This is a genomic window from Mesorhizobium escarrei, assembly GCF_935825525.1.
Taxonomy (GTDB): domain Bacteria; phylum Pseudomonadota; class Alphaproteobacteria; order Rhizobiales; family Rhizobiaceae; genus Mesorhizobium; species Mesorhizobium escarrei.
The window spans coordinates 39,187-62,801 of sequence record NZ_CAKXZT010000166.1 but is presented as its reverse complement, the minus strand read 5'-3'; the positions used below and the strand labels follow the sequence as shown (position 1 = coordinate 62,801).

At 60.5% G+C, this 23,615-nt stretch carries 22 protein-coding genes; 13 read left to right on the top strand and 9 right to left on the bottom strand.

Annotation, left to right across the window (positions count from 1 at the left end; all coding sequences use genetic code 11):
• Positions 1-29: 29 nt before the first annotated feature.
• The 3 genes from NMG80_RS30905 to NMG80_RS30895 are packed head-to-tail and all read right to left on the bottom strand — an operon-like array spanning position 30 to position 2,133.
• The gene (locus NMG80_RS30905; RefSeq protein ID WP_254021629.1) at positions 30-689 is read right to left on the bottom strand and encodes an amino acid ABC transporter permease; all 660 of its coding nucleotides are present in this window, start codon (positions 687-689) and stop codon (positions 30-32) included.
• Complete coding sequence (locus NMG80_RS30900; protein ID WP_254021628.1) at positions 686-1,330, bottom strand: amino acid ABC transporter permease; 645 nt, start codon at positions 1,328-1,330, stop codon at positions 686-688. The genes NMG80_RS30905 and NMG80_RS30900 overlap by 4 nt, the downstream gene beginning before the upstream one ends.
• Positions 1,327-2,133: an amino acid ABC transporter ATP-binding protein gene (locus NMG80_RS30895; protein ID WP_301943408.1), complete on the bottom strand. Its 807-nt coding sequence runs from the start codon at positions 2,131-2,133 to the stop codon at positions 1,327-1,329. The genes NMG80_RS30900 and NMG80_RS30895 overlap by 4 nt, the downstream gene beginning before the upstream one ends.
• Before the next feature lie 380 nt (positions 2,134-2,513).
• Here NMG80_RS30895 and NMG80_RS30890 point away from each other — a divergent pair, with 380 nt between their 5' ends.
• Positions 2,514-3,140, top strand: coding sequence for a TetR/AcrR family transcriptional regulator (locus NMG80_RS30890; protein WP_254021627.1), 627 nt, complete (start codon positions 2,514-2,516; stop codon positions 3,138-3,140).
• 287 nt (positions 3,141-3,427) lie between these two features.
• On the opposite strand, the gene NMG80_RS30885 is transcribed toward NMG80_RS30890, so the two are convergent.
• From NMG80_RS30885 to NMG80_RS30865, 5 genes are all read right to left on the bottom strand, one after another.
• Positions 3,428-4,120, bottom strand: a complete 693-nt coding sequence (locus NMG80_RS30885; protein WP_254021626.1) for a nitroreductase — start codon at positions 4,118-4,120, stop codon at positions 3,428-3,430.
• A 47-nt stretch (positions 4,121-4,167) separates the two neighbouring features.
• Positions 4,168-5,613, bottom strand: coding sequence for an amidase (locus tag NMG80_RS30880; RefSeq protein WP_436798726.1), 1,446 nt, complete (start codon positions 5,611-5,613; stop codon positions 4,168-4,170).
• Positions 5,614-5,679: 66 nt separating this feature from the next.
• Positions 5,680-6,396 (bottom strand): polysaccharide deacetylase family protein, encoded by a 717-nt coding sequence (locus NMG80_RS30875; RefSeq protein ID WP_436798725.1) that lies wholly within the window; start codon positions 6,394-6,396, stop codon positions 5,680-5,682.
• A 119-nt stretch (positions 6,397-6,515) separates the two neighbouring features.
• Positions 6,516-7,697, bottom strand: coding sequence for an acyl-CoA dehydrogenase family protein (locus NMG80_RS30870; protein ID WP_254021624.1), 1,182 nt, complete (start codon positions 7,695-7,697; stop codon positions 6,516-6,518).
• The gene (locus NMG80_RS30865; RefSeq protein ID WP_254021623.1) at positions 7,694-8,482 is read right to left on the bottom strand and encodes an SDR family NAD(P)-dependent oxidoreductase; all 789 of its coding nucleotides are present in this window, start codon (positions 8,480-8,482) and stop codon (positions 7,694-7,696) included. Before NMG80_RS30865 ends, NMG80_RS30870 begins: the two co-directional genes overlap by 4 nt.
• A 262-nt stretch (positions 8,483-8,744) precedes the next feature.
• Between NMG80_RS30865 and NMG80_RS30860 the strand changes: the two genes are divergently transcribed.
• From NMG80_RS30860 to NMG80_RS30820, 10 genes are all read left to right on the top strand, one after another.
• Positions 8,745-9,563 (top strand): aspartate/glutamate racemase family protein, encoded by an 819-nt coding sequence (locus tag NMG80_RS30860; RefSeq protein ID WP_254021622.1) that lies wholly within the window; start codon positions 8,745-8,747, stop codon positions 9,561-9,563.
• A 54-nt stretch (positions 9,564-9,617) separates the two neighbouring features.
• Entirely contained in the window at positions 9,618-10,433 is an 816-nt protein-coding gene (locus tag NMG80_RS30855; RefSeq protein WP_254021621.1) for a citryl-CoA lyase, read from the top strand.
• A 274-nt stretch (positions 10,434-10,707) separates the two neighbouring features.
• On the top strand, positions 10,708-11,097 hold the full coding sequence (locus NMG80_RS30850; RefSeq protein WP_254021620.1) for a RidA family protein: 390 nt from the start codon (positions 10,708-10,710) through the stop codon (positions 11,095-11,097).
• A gap of 15 nt (positions 11,098-11,112) precedes the next feature.
• Positions 11,113-12,789: a phytoene desaturase family protein gene (locus NMG80_RS30845; RefSeq protein ID WP_254021619.1), complete on the top strand. Its 1,677-nt coding sequence runs from the start codon at positions 11,113-11,115 to the stop codon at positions 12,787-12,789.
• A gap of 3 nt (positions 12,790-12,792) precedes the next feature.
• Positions 12,793-14,283, top strand: a complete 1,491-nt coding sequence (locus NMG80_RS30840; protein WP_254021618.1) for a class I adenylate-forming enzyme family protein — start codon at positions 12,793-12,795, stop codon at positions 14,281-14,283.
• Between the two features lie 18 nt (positions 14,284-14,301).
• On the top strand, positions 14,302-15,537 hold the full coding sequence (locus NMG80_RS30835; protein WP_254021617.1) for an NAD(P)H-dependent flavin oxidoreductase: 1,236 nt from the start codon (positions 14,302-14,304) through the stop codon (positions 15,535-15,537).
• Between the two features lie 247 nt (positions 15,538-15,784).
• Entirely contained in the window at positions 15,785-16,993 is a 1,209-nt protein-coding gene (locus NMG80_RS30830; RefSeq protein WP_436798724.1) for an FAD-dependent oxidoreductase, read from the top strand.
• Positions 16,994-17,012: 19 nt separating this feature from the next.
• A complete protein-coding gene (locus NMG80_RS30825) occupies positions 17,013-18,173 on the top strand; it encodes an NAD(P)/FAD-dependent oxidoreductase (protein ID WP_254021615.1) in 1,161 nt (386 codons plus the stop codon).
• A gap of 33 nt (positions 18,174-18,206) precedes the next feature.
• Positions 18,207-18,458 (top strand): hypothetical protein, encoded by a 252-nt coding sequence (locus NMG80_RS37545; protein WP_367186034.1) that lies wholly within the window; start codon positions 18,207-18,209, stop codon positions 18,456-18,458.
• A gap of 215 nt (positions 18,459-18,673) precedes the next feature.
• On the top strand, positions 18,674-19,483 hold the full coding sequence (locus NMG80_RS30820) for a TetR/AcrR family transcriptional regulator (protein ID WP_254021614.1): 810 nt from the start codon (positions 18,674-18,676) through the stop codon (positions 19,481-19,483).
• Between the two features lie 20 nt (positions 19,484-19,503).
• Here NMG80_RS30820 and NMG80_RS30815 read toward each other — a convergent pair whose 3' ends face one another.
• Positions 19,504-21,162, bottom strand: coding sequence for a choline dehydrogenase (locus NMG80_RS30815; protein ID WP_254021613.1), 1,659 nt, complete (start codon positions 21,160-21,162; stop codon positions 19,504-19,506).
• A gap of 284 nt (positions 21,163-21,446) precedes the next feature.
• Here NMG80_RS30815 and NMG80_RS30810 point away from each other — a divergent pair, with 284 nt between their 5' ends.
• Entirely contained in the window at positions 21,447-22,724 is a 1,278-nt protein-coding gene (locus NMG80_RS30810) for an ABC transporter substrate-binding protein (RefSeq protein WP_254021612.1), read from the top strand.
• Positions 22,725-22,742: 18 nt separating this feature from the next.
• On the top strand, positions 22,743-23,609 hold the full coding sequence (locus NMG80_RS30805) for a branched-chain amino acid ABC transporter permease (protein WP_254021611.1): 867 nt from the start codon (positions 22,743-22,745) through the stop codon (positions 23,607-23,609).
• Positions 23,610-23,615 lie beyond the last annotated feature (6 nt).

Sequence of the window (23,615 nt, the reverse complement as noted above, 5' to 3'; positions counted from 1 at the left end):
CTTGTATTGTGTTTTTTAGTATTGCCCGGTCATCGGGTGTGTTTCCCGAGCCGTTGCTCAAGTACTCCAACCGCAATCGTTGCTGGAACGCAGATTGCGGCGTAGAGAATTCCTGCAAGAGACAAGATTTCCATGTAGCGGAACGTGTTTGTTCCAATGACGTATGCGTTGCTCGTCAGTTCGGGCAGTGCGATCGCGAAGCAAAGAGATGAGGCTTGTAACATCTGGGTCGCAAAGCCCAGAAGCGCCGGAGCGGCGACCCTAAGGCCCTGCGGGATGATGACGAATCGCAACGTGTCCACCCGCATCATCCCCATGGCCGATGAGGCTTCGATTTCGCCGATCGGCACAGACTCCAGACCCGCCCGGATGATCTCGCTGGTGTAGGCGCCCGTATTCCACGCGAGGGCGAAGACCGCCGCGGCAAAAGACGAGAGCGTCAATCCGGCTTGAGGCAGCCCGAAATAGGCGAACTGCAGCACGACGAGAGCGGGAGCGCCGCGGCCTATCTCCACGACACAAAGGGAGATCAGATTGAGTGATCTCGCCTTTGACTGCACGCCGAGAGCAAGGAGCAACCCCAACGGAAAACCGATAGCGAGCGCGACCCCTGTGACCTCCAGGCTGACAGTGAGGCCATCAAGCAGCGCCGGCAGGCTGTCGAGCCAAAAACTGAGGAGGTCATTCACAGCGCGACCCTCGCTCGAAGCTTTTGATCGGCGGCGCGGGCGAGAGCGGCGACAGGCAAACTGATCATTATGTAGAAGAGAGCCGCGATCGCGAATACAGGCAGCCCCTGATAGGTTGATTTCGCGATATAGTTGGCGTTGAAAGATATGTCGGTCACACCGATCGTCGACGCGATCGCGGAGTCTTTCAGCAGTCCGACCGCGTAGCTGGCGGAGGATGGGAGGGAAACCCTCAGAAGCTGAGGCGCGATGATGTCAAGGTAGGTGCTGTACGACGGCAGCGCGAGCGCTTCCGATGCCTCCCATTGCCCGGCATGGATTGCACTGAGCGCGCCGCGGTAGATTTCCGCCATGTTCGCGGCGGTGATCAGCCCGAGGCCAAGGACCACGCCTTCGAAAGCCGAGATGGGCAGATAGCCAGATCCAAGCCCGAAGAAGAAGACGAAGACCCAGAGGAGCGGCGGAACGGATCTGAAGAGGATGATGTAGACAAGCGCTATGACGCGCAACAGCGCGACGTTGGATAAACGCATCGCGCACAATGGCAGCCCCAGAGCGGCGCCCAGGACGAAGGCTGCCGCAGTGACGGCGAGGGTCCAGGGGATACCCGTCGCCACACCCAGGAACATATCCGCGGTCATCGGTCCTTCACCGCTTTCAGGAATCGCTTCGCCCTGTCCGTCTGGGGGTCTCGCATGACCTCCTTGCTAGGGCCTTCCTCGATGATCTTTCCGTCGGCCATGATGATCACGCGATCAGATACCGTTTCCGCGAAATTCATTTCATGAGTCACGACGAGCATGGTCATGCCCGAACGGGCGAGTTCCTGCATCACCAGGAGCACTTCCAGCCCCAGTTCAGGATCGAGCGCCGAGGTCGGCTCGTCGAAAAGCATGATCTGCGGATCAAGGGCGAGAGCGCGAGCGATCGCGATACGCTGCTGTTGGCCGCCCGAGCACCTGGCAGGATATTGATCCGCCTTTTCCGCCAGTCCGACGCGGGCCAGGAGTTCCCGAGACCGCTTGTCGGCATCCTTGCGGGAGCGGCCCAGAACCCGCTCCTGGGGAAGGCTCACATTCCGCAGAACCGACATGTGCGGGAACAGATTGAAGGATTGAAAGACCATGCCGACCGACCGGCGCAGCGAGGTCAGTTGCTGAGCCGTCGGCGGGATCGACTCGTCGATGGCGAGATCGCCGACGACCACGCGACCGCTTGTCGCCGGCCCGAGCATGTTGATGCAGCGGAGAAGAGTGCTCTTGCCGGATCCGCTCGGACCGATGATGGCGACCACCTCACCCGATCTCAGAGTGAGGTTCAAATCGTCGAGAACGACATGCTTGCCATACACTTTGCGGATCGCCTCAAGCCGCAGGATGGGCTTGTCAGCTTGCCCGGCCAACTCCCTTTGCGGCAGCTTCAGGGTGTCTGGGTTGAGGTTCATCATAGAGGACTGATATCCTTCGGACATCTTATTTGACCGAAGAGTATGTAAAAAATTCCGAACAGTCAACAGAACCGTTGGGGAATCGTGCAAGGCCGATGCCGTGCGGCGAATGCAAGCATCAGTGGCATTTGCCCGGCACTATCCAAACAGCTCCAGCCCCTCCAGCGACGCGTCGATTTGGTTGAAAGCCTAGATTTAGGCAACCGTAGCGAAGGGTGTTCCTTGGCCCCACTAGCCTAGCCGAACGTCGGCGGAGACTGGGAGTTATCGAGGCTCCGGTTTTTTCGACTGGCGGCAGGAATCTGTTGACGCTCCGGTCGAAATTTCTATAAGTTTGGATCGACGCTTCGAGTTGGCTGATGAATTGGTGAGGTTGTATGAATTTGACGCTTAGGGAAGAGCTAAAGGCGAAAAAGCAGGCCTACGTGCAAGACGAGATACTTGCCACTGCGGCCAAGCTCTTCGCCGAGGGGGGGATCAGAGGGGTAACGATCGACGATATCGCCTCGAGCCTTGGGTACACCAAATCCGTCGTTTACTACTATTTCAAGAACAAGAACCAGGTCCTGTGGGAGATCTTCACCAAAATCCACGACGCATGGTGGGCGGACATGGAATCCCTGGTCAAGACCGACGACCCGCCAAACAGCATGCTAGCGTCCATGATCCGGAAGCACGCGCTCAACGTTATGGATCGGGCTGCCTGGTCGGCGATCTATTTCCGCGACCAAGGCGAACTGACTGACGCGCAGCAGAAGGTCATCACCAAACGGAAGAGGGAATATGATCAGTTGTTCAAGCAGGTCTACCAGAAAGGTGTCGAGCAGGGCATTTTCCAGGACATTCCAACGACGCTCGTTGTGAACAGCATTATCGGCATCTGCAACTCCACCCACGCTTGGTACAAGTCGGGTGGCCCGCTGACGCCAGATAGGATCGCCGACCATTACGCGAGCCTGGTGCTGCAGGGCTGCTGCCTGAAATCTACGCCGTCTGCCGGATAAGCCGCCTGGCACGCCGATTTTAGGTTAATCGAATCGGGCTAACTAAAGTTTCATATCGTCTCGAGTTTTGCGATCGAGTGCGCAGAAGATCCAACTTCAGGACCTGAAGCACTGCATCGAATGGCGCTTTGACGAGAAGGTCTTCTGCCTCGCCGATGCCGCATTCGACCCGTCGGCGCCGATGACTCTTGACGCGATGCCTGGAGCGAGCCGACACCGCCTCTGTCGGAGAACCGCAGTGTCTTCTGCATACCTGCCGGGTAGGCCTCCGTTATAAGCGATCTTCGCTATCCGACGAACGAAGCGACATCGGTGATCGACGCGCGTTTCATCCTGAAACTGTTCGCCGGATGGCCATCGTCTGACCAACCGAAGGCAATTCCGCAAATGATGGAATGATCGGTAGGAATGGCGATGTGTTCGCGAATGACATCCGCGCGGTGGGCGATCGATCCTTGCGCGACGGTCGCAACGCCCAAAGCGTGCGCCGCAAGCATGAACAGCGCGATGTACCCGCCGCTGTCAAAAACGCCTCTCATTCCCAAGGACGCATGAGAGGTGATCAAGGCGATATGCTGGGCTCCAAAGAAACGAAAGTTCTCTAGGGCCTGCCGCCCTGAAGCGACACGATCACCGCGCTCGATTCCAAGCGAGCCGTACAGGGACCATCCGCAATCCCTGCGTCGTTCTTGATAGGCGCCAAAATACTGCTCGATGGGCGGGATGTCAGACAAGCCGGGCGCGCCCGATGCTGCGCACCGATACATGGCCGTCCGCAGGGAATCTAAGGGCGCGCCGCTGACGATTGTCACCTTCCACGGCTGTATGTTGCAGTCGGAAGCGCTCCGTTGTGCTGTCTCCAGGATTTTCCGAATGGTCGCCTCGGACACGGCGCGCTCTTGAAACGCCCGGCAAGAGTGTCTCGTGCGGATAAGGCGCACCAGCATATCGAAGTCTGCCTCAGTCGCCTGACTGCTCACGTCGATCTTCTCCTGGCTCTACAGACGCGCCGCAAGGCGACACTATTTCAGTGCGGAGACGCAACGGCGGGGGGCCTCCGATCGCGCCATGGTGCGATGCCTTCCAGTTGAGTGGACAATCGCAGAACCGTCGCCTCCGCGCCGAATCGTCCGACCAGTTGTACCCCGATGGGCAAATTACCCTCCGTCCAGTGAAGGGGTACGCTCGCGGCGGGCTGGCCTGAGGCATTGATGACGGCGAGGAAGGTCGTATAGCGGCCAGCCCTTTTTCGGAAGGATCTGAAATCATCGTTCATGGAGATCTCGCCAAGCTTGACGGGCGGCTGCGTCAGCGTCGGCGTCAGGATCACGTCGTAGTCGGCGAGATACGTCTCCATCAGCCGGGCGACGGAGTGAAAGCGATTGATTGCCAGGGCGTATGTCTCGGCATGCATTTCCTCGCCCAAGCGGTAAGCGTGGAGAATTGCGGGCTCGAGGAGGCTTGGCAAATCCTTCGGACCGACAAGCCGAACGTAGCCGTTAACGGTCATGGCCACGCTTGCCGCCATCACGTCGATGATCGCATCGACAAACGCGTCGTACTTCAGTTGAGGGAGCGGCGCCTCGATCACTTCGTGGCCCAGAGCCGCCAGATGGCGCTCGGCGGCTGCAACGGCATCAAGGCATTCAGGCGCGACATCGATATCGTTCCAGGCCTGCGTCCATTTCGCGATCCGAAGGGGCCGATCGAATTCGCCATCAATGTATTCCAGGTAGGAATCGGGGCGCTCTGGTGCCGCGTAAGGCTGACCGAGCTCCATCCCCGCGATGCCGTCGAGCGCAGCGGCCGTGTCGCGAACGGTCCGCGACAGAACGCCATCGACAGCCAGGCCGCCCCATCCTTCGCCGCGGGCCGGGCCGTGCGGCACAAGGCCGCGAGAGGGCTTCAAGCCGAAAACTCCGCAGCACGATGCAGGAATGCGTATGGAGCCTCCGCCGTCGCTTCCATGCGCGACCGGCACGATGCCCAAAGCTACCGCCGCGGCGGCGCCGCCACTCGATCCGCCGGGCGAACGTGTCCGGTCCCAGGGATTGAGAGTAGGCCCTCCGTTCTGCACGGCTTCAGTAGTCGGCGCCATGCAGAATTCCGGAACGGTCGTCCTCGCGAAGGAAAGGAAGCCATCGGCCACGAAGCGCGTGTTGAGCGTCGAGTCGACCTTCGCCTTCATGCCGGCGAACAAACGCGATCCCACGTCAGAGGCAAGTTGCGTCGAGGCGAGTCCCGAATCCTTCAGGAGGAACGGCATTGCCCCGAACGTGCCCTTGAGTTCGGCGCCCGCAGCGAGCCTCCGGCCCAAATCGTAATCCTGGTTGCACAGGGCGTTGACCGCTTGGCCCCGATCCGCAGCTAGCGAGATGGCGCAATCCATCAATTCGACGGGGCTGACCTCCTCGGTGCGAAGCAGCTTCGCGAGCCCCAGGCCGTCATGCTTTTCGTATTCGGTAATCCGCACGTCGGTTTCGCCCTTTCAAATCTTCTCAGCTGTGCGCCTGAGCGGACGGCCGCCTGTCCCGGTTCGTCAGACGACGCCCGGCAACAACGGGTCGCGACGCCTTGCCTCGTCCCCGAGCGCCGTGAAGCTCACATTGGACTGCGACTGCATATGTTCGATCAATCGGGCCAGCATCCTGATGCGCGGGCCGCGTCCAATGATTTGGGGATGCATCGTCAAAGTGAAAGCGCCGTCGTCTATTGCCTCGTGGCAATAGTCGAACTCGCCGCGCCAGCAGTCGTAGACGTCGTCGGGGGTGCGCAGACCCCCAAACAGCGGCTTGTTGATGAACGTGAAATACGGAAAATCATCCAGCTCCCAGGCGACAGGCATCTCGATCAGCCGCATTACCTCTCCCGGGACGAACGCCTCTTCGTCGACCCTATCGCCGCGGCGAGCGCGGTAGGGCCTGAAGTCGTCCGCCATCATGCTGCTGTCGTAAAGAAAGCCGCGCTGCACGAGCAGCTCAACGCTGTCTGCGGAAAGGTCCCAGGCGGGCGAACGGTAGCCGATGGGCGCGAAATCTTTGCCAAGCACCGTGCGCAGCTTGGCTATCGACCGATCGAGAAGGTCAGCCTCGGCCTCGCGCGTGTATCCGATAGGCGTCTCGTGGCAGTAGCCATGAACACCGATCTCATGCCCTTCCTCGATGATGCGGCGCGTCTGCCGGGGGAATGACACGGCGGTATGCGCCGGCACGAAGAAAGTTGCTTTGACGTCCTTCTCCCGCAAGAGATCAAGCACGCGTCCGATCCCGACATTCGCGCCGTATTCACCGCGGGAAACAGGCGTCGCGGTCGTCTGCTTGAAGGTGCTTACCCAGAGAGAAACCGCGTCAAAGTCGAACGTGAGGCAAACGCTTGTCATGGCAGCAGACCAAGATACTGCATCTCTTCTTCGCCTTTCATCCGGCGAGAGATGACAATGCGGTTGATATCGTTGGTGCCTTCGCCGATCGTGTAAAGCAGAGCCTCACGATGCAAGCGCTCGACAACATAATCCCGAATGTAGCCGGCGCCGCCGTGGATGACGACGGCTTGATGGGCGATCTCGAGCGCGCAATCGCTTGCATAGGTCTTCGCCATCGCGGTGATCATGTCGCAACGCCCGCCGCGCTCTTTCGCCGACGCGGCCTCCATCGTCATCAGCCGCGCCCCAACGAGCTTCGTGGCCATGTCGGCGAGCTTCATCTGGATGGCTTGATGGTGGTCGATCGTAACGCCGAACGCGACGCGTTCGGAGGCATAGCGCTTCGCCTCTGAGAGGGCGTTCGCCGCAACTCCCACGGCGCTCGCCGCGATCGCGACCCGACCGATCTCTAGCGAATCCATGAGCTGGGGAAACCCCATTCCCTCGGCGGGACCGAGCAATTGCGCCTTCGGAACAGCAACGCCGTCCATTTCGATCTGCACGGTATCGACCAAGTGAAACGCTGTCTTCTCGAACGTCGAGGTCACCGAAACCTTCGGGTATGCTTTCTCTACGATCAGAAGGCTGATCTTGGGCTTCGTCTCTCCGGCCACGGCGGGGTGCTTCACCAGCGTCAGAAGCAACGTCGCCTTTGCTCCGTTCGTGACGTAGGTCTTGCTTGCGACCAGGTCATAGTGATCGCCCGCGTCCTTTGCCAAACCCTTGATCGCCTGCAGATCTGAACCGCAACCTGGCTCGCTCAGGCAAAGGGCGCCGCGATGCTCGCCGGTCGCTAACCTTGGAAGATATCTGCTTTTCTGTTGTTCGGTTCCATGCGTGGCGATCGCGTACGCCACGGTGCTATGGCTGTTCACATAGGCAGCGAGCGTCGCCCATCCGCTGCCGAGCACCTCCAAGATGATCGCAAGCACGGGAATGCGAGCGCCAAGTCCGCCATAGCTTTCGGGGACCGCCAGCCCGAAGAGCCCGAGCTCCATCATCTCGCCGACCAGATGCTGAGGGTATTTACCCTCGCGTTCCAGCTGCTGGACGTAAGGCCTCACCCGCTCCTTTACGAACCGGGCGACGGTCCCGATGATCTCGTTCTCCTCCGGGGTGTGCAGTTCGCCTGTCATTTGGCCGTCCATCCACCGTCCACCACGAACGATTGGCCCGCCATGTAGGTCGCCTTGTCGGAGAGCAAGAACAGGATCATGTTCGCGATCTCGTCGGGCGTGCCCTTGCGCTGTTGCGGGACTGCCCGCTTCAGCCAGTCCGGATCTGCTCCGACCCCGCCCATCGGAGGGGCATCTTCACCAAGAATCTTGATCGAATTGCTTCGGATCGGAGTTTCAATCGCGCCAGGACAGACCGCGTTAACGGCGATTCCGTATTTGGCGTAGCTGCAGCCCAGGTGCCTGGTCAGGCCGATCACCGCGTGCTTGGAAGCCGTATAGGACGCGCCGTCCGCCATGCCGACGAGCCCGCCAATCGAGGCGACGTTGACGATCTTGCCGCGTCCTGCGGGCACCATGTGGCGCAGGGCCGCCCGGCACGCGAAAAAGGTGCCGCGCGCATTCACGTCCATGATCTGGTCCCACAGACGGTCAGACGTGTCGATCCCGCTCGCGAAGCCGTCGAAGATGCCAGCGTTGCAAACGAGCCCGTCGATGCGGCCATGCTTCTCGACCGCCGTATCGACGAGGGAGTCCACTTGTGCGGTCTCTCTTACGTCAGCCTTCTGAAATACCACCGATCCGGGCAGGCCTTCAGCCGCGCGCCGAGTGGCATCGGCCTCGTCCGCTAGGATGCCGCCGATGAGCACATGGGCGCCTTCTGCGGCCAACTGCAGCACGACCGCCCGGCCGATACCCGTCTCTCCGCCTGTGATCACGATCGCCTGGCCGCTGAGTCCTGACATTGTTCGCCCCTCCATCTGGTGGCATCTAGGTTGTACCAACAGGTACGCAAAAATGAACGATTGGTATAATTAATCATATGTCCGTAGGACGCAAGGCCCGGGAAACGGGAAATTTGCATCTATGTCAGGACAGAGGGCGCTGACCCAATATTGACGGAGTAGACTTTTTCGACTACTCATTCGACAAATTTGTGCCAACGTCGAATGTGCGGTGCGCTGCTGCCCGTCCGTCACCGCTTTGGTATTTGCAAGGATGTCGGAGATGGTCCGTAGGATCAATTTTATAAATCCGTTTGGCACCACCGCGTATGACGCCCTTATCCAGGAAACGCTGTCGCACTACGCGATGGAGGGGACCAGGCTGGACGTTACCCATCTCGACGCGTGCCCCGCCGACATGGATTACTTCTATCCGAAGCACATCGTCGAAGCCTCGCTGCTAGACGCCATAAAGCAGTCCGAGGAGGATGGATACGATGCCGTCATCAGTGGGTGCTGCTACGACCCCGCCGTCATGATTGCGCGCGAACTGGTCGACATTCCCGTCATCGGACCGTTCGAGGCATCCCTCAATCTTCTATCCTACTACGGCCGCACCGCGGTCATCGTGACCGACCACGTCAAGGCCGGCTCGCAGATGAAAGATAACGTCAAACTGTACGGCGCTTCGGATCGGGTCCTCGGCCTGGACGTCATCAATTGGTACGTCCGCGATATGGTGAACGATACCGAGGCTGTTGCGCGCGACGTCGTCGAGGTCACCGCCAAGTCGATCGAAAGGACAGGCGCGGAGGCCGTCATCCTCAATTGCACGATTATCGCGGCTTCATATCAAAAGTACCTAATGGGTGGCGGAAAACCCGCGCCGTTCCCGATCCTGAATCCGAACCTGATGGCACTGACGATGGCTGAATCGATGGCCCATCTCCGTCAGAAGGGCGCCTACGGAATCTCGCGCCTCGGTTACTATATGCAGCCTCACAACGACTACTTCAGCGGGCTCAGTCAGAAGACCCGCCAAGCTTGGCATTCCGCTCGCCCGACGCTGCAAAAGACTTTCGCGGCCAGCGCCAAGGACTGACCGCGACCTCCGCCATTTTCGATGGCCGTCGCTTCCTCCAACTGAAGGATGACCATGACAAAGAACACGCCCTCCCATTGGGTCTCCAGGGTCAGTGAAATCACCTCGGAGGACATCTTTATCCGCGGCTATCCGATGCGTTCCCTGGTCGGCGAACTGCCTTTCTCCGCGATCAGCTTCCTCCTGGTTCGAGGATGCCTCCCGACCCCGCGCGAGGCCAAAATGATGGACGTCATTTTGTCGTCCATCCTCGACTACGCCCTGCAGAAATCGGGGACAATTGCTGCTCGATCGGTCGTGTCGGTGAATCCGCGCATGACGGCCGGCCTTGCCGCCGGCATGCTAGGCGCAGGCGAATACGCCGTCTCTCCAGAGGATACAGGCCGATTCATCGCCGACAGCATCCGGGCGTGGAAGGCGTCCGGCGACCCGATGGAGGCATGCGCCGAAAGGCTCGTCGCGGATTACCGGGCAGGCAGGCGCCGGATTCCAGGCTTTGGCCATCAGGTCTTCCGCGGCGTCGATCCCCGCGCCGAAAAACTAAAGGCGATCGCGATCAAGCAGGGCATTTGGGGCGAAGCGAACGAATTCTACGAAGCAGTCCATCGCGCTTTCCAACGCGCCGCGAACAAGCCCGATCTCGTCCTCAACGATGTCGGCATGCTTGCGGCGATCATGACCCAGATGGGTTTCACTCCGCCCGAAATGACGGGGCTCGCGCTGATGTCGACGTTCCCAGGCCTGATCGCTCACATCTCGGAAGAGCTGCAGTCGGGGGTCGTCAACCGCATCATCCCTGACACGAACTCCGACTGCACCCAAGACCACCGTGACCTGGCTCGCGACATGGAAGATTGCGGCTGGGCCTGAAAGCCCGGGGTGGCGCAACACCAGGGGCTGCATCGGCGAGTGGCGCATGGCGCCGCTCGTTGCGTTCCTCAAGCTTCAATCCGCGAGCTGGCTGCGGCCTCTGACCTGACGACGCGAAGCGGGATGAGATAAAAATACCGATTGAACAATTTATTTGACTTGCTGGTATGTTCATTCGTATGGTTCGGCGACCGCGGCTGCAGTCGGCAAGAATGCTGATGCCTAGCACGCATCACAGGTCGGGACACCACGGGAATCCATAGGGGAGAAATGCATGCCGCTCGTTCCAGCAAATCCAGAGGGGGCTGCGTGGCCAGGCGTCTCCATGGGCCTAGCCGTGACCGGAAGCGGCCTCTTTCTGACGACCGGCCACACCGGAACGGACGCTCAAGGTGAGCCTGTCACGACTTCGGTGGAAGACCAGGTCGTCGCGCTTTTCGAGAATCTCAAGGCAACCCTGGCATCGGCGGGGCTAGACTTCGAGCACGTCGCCCAGATCAAGGCCTATCTCAAATCGTTCGACCCCGATTTCATGTCCACGTATCGCGCGGTTCGCTCGCGGTATCTCAACCAGACCTGTCCGCCGACAAGCATCGCCGTGCAGGCAGGCCTCTACGACGACAGGCTGCTCATCGAGGCAGAACTCATCGCAGTCGTCCCGTGAGCGAGGAAGATCTTCATGGAATCCTATGATGCCATCATAATCGGCGCCGGGCACAATGGCCTGGTCTGCGCCTGTTATCTAGCCAAGGCGGGGCAGAAGGTCGTCGTCATCGAACGCCAGCCGTTCGTCGGGGGCGCCGCTATCTCGCGCGAGGTCTGGCCAGGGTTCAAGGTCTCCGTCGCGTCCTATTGGATGAGCATGCTGCAGCCCAAGATCATGATGGATCTCGAACTCCTCAAGAACGGCGTCGAGGTGATCCCTGTGCCGCCCTCTTTCCAGCCGTTCGAGAGCGGCGAAAGCCTCGTCTTCTGGCCCGACGAAACCCGCATGGTCGAGGAGATCGCCAAATTCTCGAGAAAGGACGCGGAAAACTACCCCAAATTCTCGGCGCACATGCAGAAGCTCGTTCCCTTCATTCGGCGGATCATGTTCGAGACGCCCGTCGATCCGACGACGCGCAAGGTGAAGGATCTAGCGAAGACAATGGGGCTCGCCTGGCGTCTGCGTGACGCGGCGCCCCACCTCTTCGACATATGGGACGTGCTGACGCTCAGCGCCCACGACTACCTGAAGCGCTGGTTTGAAAGCGACCAGATGCTTACGGCTTTCGGCAGCTACGCCTCTGGCTCGGCGGGATTCCTCAGCCCGAAGGCCCCAGGGTCGGCCTATGTGCTTCTACGGCCCTACCTGCGCGACAATACGACCCCGATGGGGCCGGGGGGCCTCATCCGAGGAGGCATGGGCAGCATTTCGGAGGCGCTCAGGAAGGTTGCCGCCGAGCACGGCGTCGAGGTCATAACCGGACACAAGGTCGCGAAAGTCAGTATCGAGAACGGGCGCGCTCAGGGAGTCATCCTGGACAATGGCCACCTGATCAGGTCCCGCGTCGTTATCTCCAACGCTGGCGCGAGGATGACCTATTTCGACCTGATAGGACGGGAGAACCTGACAGAGGAGGTCATTGCCCAAGTCGAGCGGCACCGCACCAAATCGATCGCATTCAAGATCAATCTCGCCTGCAAGGCCCTGCCGGATTGGACCGCCTACAGAACTCGCCGACTGAACCAACCAACTCCTGGATCCGTGACGATCGCGGAAAACACCGACGAACTGGAGGAAGCTTTCCAGTCGGCGCAAAACGGCGAGATGTCGCGCCACCCGTATCTGTGGATCACCACGCCGAGCGCCTTCGACGACACGGTCGCTCCCGAAGGGAAGCATGTCGTTCAGATCATGGGAGGGCACGTCCCGTACAAGCTCAACGGCCGCGATTGGAACGAGGAGTCCAAGAAGGAACTCCTCGACATCGTTCTTGCTCAGATTTGCAGATACGCGCCAGGTTTCGACAAGGAAGTGCTGCACGCTCAAATCCTGACTCCCAAGGACATCGAAGAGATGTTCGCGATGACCGACGGCCACGTGCATCACGGCGAGATGAGCCTCGACCAGGTGTTCTTCCGTCGCCCGATCGCGCACTACGCCGACTATCGGACTCCCGTCAAAGGCATGTATCTGTGCGGAGCTGCTTGCCATCCGGGAGGCGGTGTCAACGGCGTGGCAGGGCATAATGCCGCTCGGGAGATTCTCGCTGATTTGGGAAAGCCGTTTCCCGCGGACAAACGCCCCTCGCGCAAGGCTAAACGCACAAGTCGCGAGGCCCTTCCAGAATTCCCTTCATCCCTTCGCAGTTGAACAATGACCCAAACCGTATACTCGCATTTGGCCAGAATCATCGACCGCCAGGGCGGCAAGGTTGCCGTCCGCTTCGAAGCCGAGACCCTCACCTACGGCGCGTTCGGTGCGGCCGTGGAAATTGCGGCCCGACATCTGCAAGCGCTTGGGATCGGCAAGGGCACGACATTCTCGGCATATGCTCAAAACTGCACCGAAATCATGATCGCCTATTACGCCGCCGCGCGTCTTGGGGCGGTATTCGTGCCGCTCAATCCAAACCTGACCGCTTCCGAAGTCGAATATGCCTTCAGGCATTCCGGCGCGACCATCCTTTTTCATGACGACTTCGCAGCCGATGTCGCGCGGGCGGCCGTTCCCGAGGGGTCGCTGCGCGGCCTGAAGGCGTTGAGGGCTCCGGCAGACGGACTTCCAGCTCTCGAAGAGTCAGTCGTCGCGCCCGGCGACGACTTTCTCATCATCTACACCTCCGGTAGCACGGGCGTGCCCAAGGCGATCCTGCTCGACCATGCGGCACAGGTGGGAGCGGCGACGGCGCTTGCCAGCATGTGGGGGCTGACGCCCGAGGACATCACGCTCGTCGCGCTGCCGCTTGGCTACCTGTACGGCCTCTCGACGGGCGCGGCGGTCGGGCTGCAATCAGGTGGTGCCGTGGCAATCCTTCGGCGCTTCCATCCGCGGGATGTACTCGGGGGGTTGCTGTCGCATTCCGCGACCGTGTTTCACGGCGTGCCCACGATGTTTTCGATGATGCTCGAGTATTGCGAGCAGCGCGACCTGAGATATGACCTTTCGGGCGTGCGCGCTTTCATCTGCGCCGGCGCACCGCTGCCCGAGGAAATGCAGGAACGGTTCGCGAAGCGCTTTGGCAAGGAGATTCAGAACTACTACGCCACGACCGAGAGCACTCCCGTTTTCGGCGCCTTCGCCAACGATCCGAGGCCAATTCCGAAGGGCGCGGTCGGACGGGCGGCGCCAGGGCTTCAGGTTCGCATCATCCGTTCCGACGGAACGGACTGCGCCGACAACGAGGACGGCGAAGTTCTTGTGCGCGCAGCCGCGACGATGAAGCGCTATCTGAACAATCCGGAGCAGACTGACGCGGCGTTTCGCGAGGGGTTGTTCCGCACGGGTGATCTCGGCCGCCGTGACAGCGACGGATATTTTTATCTCACGGGACGCATCAAGGACATCATCATCCGCGGCGGAGCGAACATCTCGCCTCCCGAAGTCGAAGCTGTCCTGTCATCGCATCCGGCTGTCCAGGACGTCGCCGTCGTAGGCGGCCCCGACAGGATCTTCGGCGAGGTGCCGATTGCTTTCGTCGTGCTTCGGCACGGCGCAAGCGTCGCGCAGGAAGACCTCATCGCGTACGCCGAGAAGACTTTGTCCGACTTCAAGGTCCCGCGCACGATCCATTTCGAGACCGAACTTCCCCTTGGCCTGACAGGGAAGTTCGACAAGAAAGCTCTCAAGGCGAGGCTGCAAAGCTAAGCCACGAAGTCTCGCCGGTTGACCACATACCGACCGGACTGTATAAGATACCAACGGGTATGTTCTTTGGGAAAGCGCGTCAGCCGAGACGAAGCTGCTTCGAACGCTGGGTCCCCAACAAGCAAAGGTTCAAATCCTTCGATGAAAACCGCCGCCACGGAACTCCTCGATATCGAAGCGCCGATCTTCGCTTTCAGCCACTGCAGGGATGTCGTCGCCGCAACCTCCAAGGCGGGAGGCTTCGGTGTTCTGGGCGCAGCCTGGATGACGCCCGAACACCTTGAGCAGGAATTGAAGTGGATCGACGATCATGTCGAGGGTCGGCCCTACGGCGTCGACATGGTGTTCTCCTCCACGGCGACGGCCGTCGACTTCAAGGAGACGCCGCGCGAGCTCGTTCCGGAGGAAAACCGCCGCTTCATCAACGAACTGATGGATCAGGACGGGGTGCCGCCGCTCTCGGAAGAGGATGCCAAGGGCTGGTATGCGGAATATGCGCGCAATCTGGCCTTCAGTCCCGAGGCGAGCGAGGCGCTGCTCGATGTCGCGCTGCGCCACCCCGTCAAGCTCGTCGTCAGCGCGCTGGGCGTCGCGCCCGATCACGTCATCAAGCGCGTTCATGACTATGGGGCAAAATTCGGGGCGCTCGTCGGCAGCGCAAGACAGGCGCAGAAGCAGGTGGCCGCCGGGGTCGATATCATCGTCGCGCAGGGATCGGAGGCGGGCGGGCATACGGGCGAGATTTCCTCGCTCGTGCTATGGCCGCAGATCGTCGATGCCGTCGCTCCGGTCCCTGTGCTTGCCGCGGGCGGAATCGGCCGAGGCCGCCAGATGGCCGCCGCCATCGCCCTCGGCGCCGAAGGCGTGTGGTGCGGAACGATCTGGCTCGGAACCGTCGAAAGTGAGCTCGCGCCCGACATGCGGGACGTGCTCTACGCGGCAAAGGCAGACGATGCGGTCATCACCTATGGCTATACAGGCAAGCCCTGCCGCGCCATCCGATCGAAGTATACGGAAGCCTGGAAGCGTTCCGATGCCCCGAAGCCGCTGAAGGCAGTCCCGATGCAGTCGATCCTTTCCGGCGAGCCGTTCCGCCGCGCGGAGCGCGCTCATCGGAAGGACTGGATGACGTACGCCGCCGGCCAGATCGTCGAACTGGTCAACGAGCCCGTCTCGGTCAAGACCGTCATCTACGACATGATCCTGGAATACGCCGAAGCGATGGACCGTCTCTCCCAGGTCAACGAAGACTGAACGCAAGGAAGGGGCAGAAAAGATGTCTCCGCGTACCGTCGTTGTTCTCGGCGCCAGTGGGGTAGGGTGTCGCTTTGCGCTTGCCGCCAACGCGGCAGGCCATCGGGTGACCCTGGTCGACGAACATCCGCAAGCGCTCAAGGACATGTCCATAGACGCGCCATATTTTTACGGGGCCGGACTGCCTGCGGCTCTCAACAATGCCAATGCCATCGCGCAGTCGTTTCTGGAGGCAAATCCCGAACTGATGGAGTGTCTCGAAAGCGGAATCGACGTCCGCTTGTCGACCATCCTCTGGGGAGCTTTCCGCAACGGCGAGAATTCGATCCACATTGGAACGCCGAAAGCGGGGCTCGTTTCCCGAGAGGGTAACGAACTTCTCGATCACGACGTCCTCGTCATCGCCTCCGGCGTGCGCGATTTCGTGCCGTCGTTCCTCGGCTGGGAGCTGCCAGGCGTCTTCGGCGCAAAGGCGGGCCTCGCGCTTCTGGATTACTACGGGGTTTTCGAGGGCGAACGCGTTCTGATCCTTGGAACCTCGGATATCGCCCTGCGCCTGATGCGATCGCTCAGGTCCAAGCAGATCACCGTCGCCGGCGTCGTGGAACCCGGCAGCAGTATCGCGGCGGGTCCGGAAGCCGCCGCATGGATCGAGGGCGAGGGCATTCCGGTCCACTTCGGCAAAGTCATCGCTTCCGCCAAGGGCAAGGTTGCCGTGGAAGGAGCGCGGCTCGTCACGCTCGACGGCACGGGAAGCGAAGAGATCGCCTGCGATTCCATCGCGGTCGCGGTCGCCACGCTTCCCAACGTCGAGCTCCCCGCCGCGATGGGATGCGGGATGCGGTTCTCGACGGAACTCGCGTCCTGGGTGCCTGAGGTTTCCATCCAGGGTGAGACTAGCGTTGACGACGTGTTCTATCTCGCTCCCAAGGCCGACGAGGCAATGATCGAAGCGATGCTCGCGAGAATCTCAGGTGCCGCACGCGCGGAGTGGCAGCCGTCCAGCTTAACCCTTGCGGACGCGAGTTCGTACATCCAGCAATGGATCAAGTCGCTCCATCAGACTGGCGGTCCGGACGTGATCATGTGCCAGTGCGAGAGCGTGACGCGGGGCGAATTCTGTCATCTCGAGCCCCCCAAGTATCTTGGCCAAGGGATGCGAACCTCGCAGACACCGACCAATCAAACGGACAACCCCCATGCGCCGCGCCTTGATCAGGACCTCGTCAAGCGCATGACGCGGGTTGGCATGGGACACTGCCAAGGCAAGCGCTGCCGCGATGAAGCGGCTTTCACGCTGGTGCAACGCTTTGGCATCGATGCCGAGGACATCCGGCCCGGAAGCTATCGCTTCCCGCTTCGCCCCGTCGACCTGTCCCTGATCGCCGACGACGACGAGACCGACGACATTCGGTTGAACTGGCAGATGTGGCCGTACGAAACCCGCAACGCCTGAGCCGTATTGGGTAGCAATCATGCAGAACTATGATCTCATCGTCGTCGGCGCTGGCATCCTCGGCCTGGCGACCGCCTACCAGGCTCGCAAAGCGGGGGCGAAGGTCGTCGTTCTCGACAAAGGCGCCACGGCATACGAGGCCTCTTCGAGGGCGACCGGCTACTTGAGCCTTCGGGGCGAGACGCCGGAGGAAAGCCCGCTTGCCCAGATGGCCGAGAAGCTATGGGACGGGCTGGACGAGGAACTCGGCTACCCGACCGAGTGGACGCAGAGAGGGCGTATTTGGGCCGCAGTGAATGAGCGGGAGCTCGCCGAACTGAAAGAGCTCTACCAGTCGTTCGAAAAGACCGACATAGCGTTCGAGTTCGTCGACGGCCAGGCGCTCAGGAAGATGATCCCGAGCCTCACGGACAGCTGCCTCGGCGGCATCCACACCCCTCGGTCCGGACACGCGAATCCCCAGCGGACGTCGCAGGCATTCGCCTGGGCCTTCACGGACCTTGGCGGCGAAATCCGCGAATACACGCCTGTGCTCGAGGTCCTGGCGACCGGCGGCCGCGTTAAGGGCGTCAAGACGCCCTATGGCGAAATACACGCGCCTCGGGTCGCGCTCTGCGCGGCTGCGCACAACACGCTCCTGCTCGCCCCCTTCGGCATTTTGTTTCCGCTTGCGCCCGTGCGGCTCGAAGCGCTCGTGACGACGCCAATGCCGCCGCTGTTCGATCAGTGCTTCATCGGCAACGGCCTGTCGGTCCGACAGACGAAGCGCGGCAACCTCCACATGAACGGCGGCCCATACGAGTGGATCGACCTCGAAATCGACAAGGAATCGCCCAAGCCGACGACGCCGATCGTGCGCAACATCCTGCGCCGCGCTATCGAGACGATCCCACTCCTCAAGGGCGCGCAGTTCCTGCGCTCCTGGGCAGGGATCGTCGACATGGCGCCCGATCAGATGACGACGATCCACCTTTTCGACAACCCCGAGGGACTGCTGACCGTCGCCGCGTCAGGGCACGGATTCGGTATGGCGCCAGCTGTCGGCGTAGCCATGGCGGACCTCGCCCTGAAGGGCGCCACAAGCCTTCCGATCGAGCACCTTTCCCTGAACCGATTCCGCCATATCACGTCCGACTGGCGCGAGAAGCGTCGTTGGCATGCTGGCCAGTACAACACCTGATAGGCGCCGCAGCCTTCACCGTAACTCCGCGCCGTGGTGTGCAAGGCAGGCCGCCCGTTCGTCGGTGAAAGGTCGTCAACGATAGGGATTTCCGGCGACGTCACCGAGCCGCTCAAGAAAGGTCTGATTCAGCCGGACGACGTCGCCGACCTCTTCGAGCTAGCCCAAGGACCCAAGCCAGGCAGGCGGTCGGAACGTGAAATCACCGTCTTCAAATCGGGAGGAGGGGGATATGAGGACCTGGCCGTCGCCATGTTCTTGTTCGAGTGGGCAGTCTCGCATTGAAGGACACAAGGGTTACGATTCTAAAGGCGGAGTTCAAGGGCGCGCGCAGCGATCGCCGTGGATGGACATAACTGATTTCTGTGGGCCTCTTCACCGTGGCCGTCTTTGGCCTTCAAGGTGTCCAGTCCGGCCGTGGTGGTCCCGCTTTACGACTATTTACCCGACTGTTTGTAATCACCAAAGGGCAATGCGAGGATTCCATTCGGGATGCTTAAATGAAGATCTCCGCCCAGATCTTTCGGGCAACTTTCCTGGTGGGACAGGATCCTCAGATTGAACGTCGTCGGCGTTCAGTCGCCGTCAGATTGGAGCTACACGTCTACGCGACATCAATAGGGATGCATGGAATGCGGCAGAAACCCAACCCTCGCGTGAAAGCAAGAAAACAATCAAGAACGAGGAACGTCGTGAGGATCCCTGTAGCTGATCGAAGAGAGCAGCTCATCGATGCGACGATCCAGGTGATGAGACGGGACGGCGTGCGATCAGTAACCATGCGGGCTGTGGCCACGGAAGCAAATGCGTCGCTTGCCGCAGTGCACTATTGCTTTGAAAGCAAGAATGCCTTGCTCGGAGCGGCAATAGGGCGGTGGCTCAAGTTGATGATTAACGATGCCGTCAACGTTCATGTAAACCGAGGGATTCGGTCATCGGTTCAGGCGATGCTGGACGCATACTGGGCAGCGTTCGAAGCGATGCCTGAGGACCTCCTGGCTCAGTTCGAGCTCGCGCTCTGGGCCGTGAGGAGAGAGAAGTCGCGCGACCTGGCCTCGACGATCTATCCAATGTACATTGCCGAGCTCAAATCGATGCTCGCCAAGTCGCTATCACTTGGGGGGGAGACTTGCCAATGGGATCTGGAGCGGCTCTCGCGAGCGCTGCTGGCGGTCATCGATGGATGCAGCCTTCAATATCTTTCTGACCCGACTTCCAACGCACGCTCGCTATGCGGCGAACTCGTTGGACTTTTGCTTGAAAGCGCGGGCATTGCCAGGTCCAGCAGTATCCGAAACTCGGACATGTGAGATTTACGCAGGATCAGCGCTCACCTTTGCTGGGTGCGCCAGTTGGGATTGACCCACCACTCGGCGTTCTCGCTTTCGGGCGGCCGATTTCCCAGTATCAAGTCGGATGCCTTTTCGCCGATCATGATGGTGGATGCGTTCAGGTTCGCGCTCACCTCCAGCGGCATGATCGAGGCATCGGCGATCCGCAGGCCTCGAATCCCTCGGACGCGCAGTTCGGGATCGACCACGCTTTTTTCGTCGCCACCCATCCTGCAGGTTCCCGCAGGATGATAGGCCGTCGCTACATGTTGGCGTAACCATTGGTCGATATCGCTGGGGGCCGTCATTTCGCGGCCAGGCGCGATCTCATCGCCGGCGATGTCCTTGAATGCTGGTTGAGCAACGATCTCGCGCGTAAGACGTATTGCCTCCCTCATTACCTGGATGTCCCTCTCATCCTCGAGGTAGTTGAAAAGGATGGCGGGACTTTCACGCGGATCGCGGCTCTTCAAGGCCACATGTCCCCTGCTTTTCGCACGGAGCAAGGTCATATGGATTTGAAACGACGGGCCCTTGTGGGGAGTGAAGCCGCTTTCTTCGAATGCCAGCGGCAGCAATTCGAGCTTGATGTCGGGATACTCGACGCCCGCTCGGCTCCTGATGTAAGCGGCCGCCTCGAACTGGTTGCTGGCGGCTGGCCCGGACTTCAGAAGAAACCACTGCAGCCCCACCAGCGTCCTCCGCGGATTCCGGGTTGTCGCATACAGGCCGTGCGGCGTTTTGCACCGAAACCGGATCGTCACATCCGGGTGGTCCTGCAAGTTCTTTCCGACCTCGGGGCTGTCGACGGCAGGGGTGATGCCGAGCTGTCTCAATTCATCAACGGGCCCAATCCCCGAGCGCAGAAGCAATGCGGGCGAGCCGAATGCGCCGCAGCACACCACGATCTCGCGCGTTGCCCTCGCAGTCAGTCGCGCGTTCCCGCCGAAATAGACTACCCCCGCAGCTGCGCCGTTGCTGACGGCAATCGTGCCCACGAGGACACTGCTCCGGACAGTAAGGTTCTTCCTGTCCATCGCTCCGTCGAGGTAAGCTCGCGCGGCGCTTTGCCTGCGTCCTCTGGCGATCGTCTGATCGTTGGGGCCGAAACCTTCCATCATGCGGGCATTGCTGTCGACGGTCACAGGATACCCGGCTTGCTGCCCAGCCTTGACGAAGGCAGCGTTGAGGGGGTCCCGGCTCAAATCCGGATGCTGAACTTTCAGCGGCCCGCCTTGGCCTCGATAGGCGTTGCCGCCTCTCGAAGACGTCTCGGCTCGCTTGAAATAGGGAAGCACGTCGGCGTAGCCCCATTCGGAACATCCGAACTCTTTTTCCCAGCGCTCGAAATCCAGGGCGTGCCCCCTGGTGTAGACCATTCCGTTGATTGAAGACGAACCGCCGAGCATACGGCCTCTGGGATGCGTGATCCGTCGGTGCGCGATGTGCGGTTCCTCCTCAGTGACGAAGTTCCAATTCCGCGGGCCGTCACGCAGGAGCCGCTCGACCGCGAGCGGCATGTCTACGTCCCATCCCTTGTGGGTCCCTCCTGCTTCCAGGAGCAGCACGGAGTTTTCGCCGTTTTCCGTAAGTCTCGACGCCAGCACGCAGCCCGCGGATCCGGCGCCAATGACGATGTAATCGAAAGCTTCATCCAACTGCGCAGTCCCCTCTGTCGATGCCGCCAGCCCCCCTTGGGCTGGCGAAACTCAGTGCTTTCCGGCGACCCTTCGCATATCTCGGTAACTGGGTCAATTGTCCCACTTGACCTGAAAGACGCATAAAATCGTTTTGAAACAGCAAGTTGTGCTAAATCTGCATTTGCAAAAATCGCTGAAAATCCACCTTGCGGGGAGCCGCAAAATGTTCATAATCTGACTCGTCGGTCGAATTCACAGATTGCTCAGTCGATAAAAATGGCCGGACCATCAGAGGAGCGAACATGTCCAGAATCAATCTGCATTTGACGCGCCGGCAGGCACTCGTCGGCGCCGTGGCCACTACCTCAGCGCTTGCCATGCCGAGCGTGCTGCGGGCAGCGAATAAGATCGTGAAAGTTGGTGCGCTTGCTCCTCTCACGGGAGACCTCGCGCTCTGGGGCATTCCGGCCAAGAACGGGGCCGAGGTTTGGGCGAATCAAGTCAACAAGACCGGCGGAATCAACGTCAAGGGCGAGCGCTACGATGTACAGGTGGTCTCCTTCGACGGAGCGTATGTCGCGGAGAAGACGCTCCAGGGCGCGCGGGCGTTTGTGGATCAAGACGTCAAATACACGATGGTCATCGGCGGCGACGATTGGTCCGCGCTCCAGGACTTTTCGAACCGCAATAAGATGCTGACGTCCACTCTGTACGTCTCCGACCTCAACCCGACCAGCAAGTATCTGCTGGCGCCCGTAGAGGTTCACCCATTCTATTTCGGCCTCGGCGTCGAATATCTTCGCAAGGTCGAGCCAAACCTGAAGACGGCGGCGCTGTGCGCCCAGGACGATATCACCGGCCGCACGTCTCTCGCCTACTGGCGCGCGGGCTTCGACGCGCACGGATTCGAGATCGTCAGCGACGCATATTTCGATAACAGCACAACCGATTTCGCGCCTATCGTGAGCTCCATGCTGCAGGCAAAGCCCGATACCGTCTGCATCGACACGACCTATCCGTCGGTAGCGCTTCTGCTGGTCGAGCAGTTGTTCACGCAGGGGTACAAGGGCCGCATCCTTCACGCCGGCCTGGAACTGCTTCCGGACATGGTCGCCCGGACGAGCAAGGAATTCATGGAAGGCTCAATCGCCTTCTTCCCTCGATTTGACGATCCCAACATCAACGCGTCGGCAAATGGTTTCTCCGACGCGGCAGGCTTCTATAAACAGTTCGAAAAGCAGTTCCCCAAGCAGTGGAACAACACGTCTTGGGAGTTCCCCGGCTGCCTCGAGGTCTGGAAGCAAGGTGTCGAAACCGCCGGGACCTTCGAGCCTGACGACCTCCTTGCCAGCCTTAAGGCTAACCCGCCGAAGCACATCTTCGGCGCCGCAAGGTGGTGGGGCAAGGAGTTGTTCGGGATCGACAATGCGCTCGTCGGCAACTGGCCGATCGTCGCCGTCAAAAACGGCAGCGTCGAGATTGTGGAGATCGGCGATCAGGCTGCTTGGTTCGAAGCGCATAAGGCGATTGTCGAAAAGCGTTTCCGCGAAGAAAAGCTGATGCCCGACCAGAAGCGTTGACCGCGCTGGCTGATTCCAATGCAGTTCCTTGTAGAGACCGTTCTGAACTCCGCGATGGCGAGCGCGTCCACCGCGCTCGTGGTTGTCGGGCTGGCCCTGATATTCGGGGTCATGCGCATAGAGAACTTCGCGCACGGAGAGCTTTACATGGTCGGCGCATATGCGACGTGGCTCTTCGGTACCTCGTTCGGGGCGGGCTACTGGGTGGGATTCGCCGCCGCGATACTGGTAACCGCCGTTCTCGGCGCAGCGATTGAAATCCTGCTTTTGCGACGATTGCGGAATAATCCAATGGGAGCGCTCATCGTCACCATCGGCGTCCTGCTGATCCTGCAGACCGGAGCCGCCTGGTTCTTCGGGATCAACAGCAATCTTCTGGTCGACGCTCCTGTGTCAGGCGTCCTCAGCCTTGGCGGGTTCAACATGCCTTGGCACAGGATCGTCGTCATCGCGGCAGCTGTGCTCATTCTCACGGCCTTGACTGTGATTCTGCGTACCACGAAGTTCGGCTGGGCTCTTAGGGCCGTGGCGCAAGACAAGGATGCCGCCAACCTTCAGGGTATTTCGATAGGCAGGATATCCATGTCTGCCATGGCTCTCAGCGCGGCGCTCGCAGGCGCCGCGGGATCGTTGATGGCGCCAATCGTCCGGATCAGCCCGTTCATGGGGCAGCCAGTGATCATCACCGCGTTCATCGTCATCATCCTCGGCGGCATAGGGTCGATGGAAGGGGCGATCGTCGCAGCTGTGATCTACTCCACCTTCTTCACCTTCGTGTCCGTCTATTTCGATACAACCATAGCCAACGTCGCCGGCCTTTGCCTCATGCTCGCCGTACTCATCGTCAAGCCCAGCGGCCTTATGGGCAAGGCCCAGAAAGTGTGAGCCTTG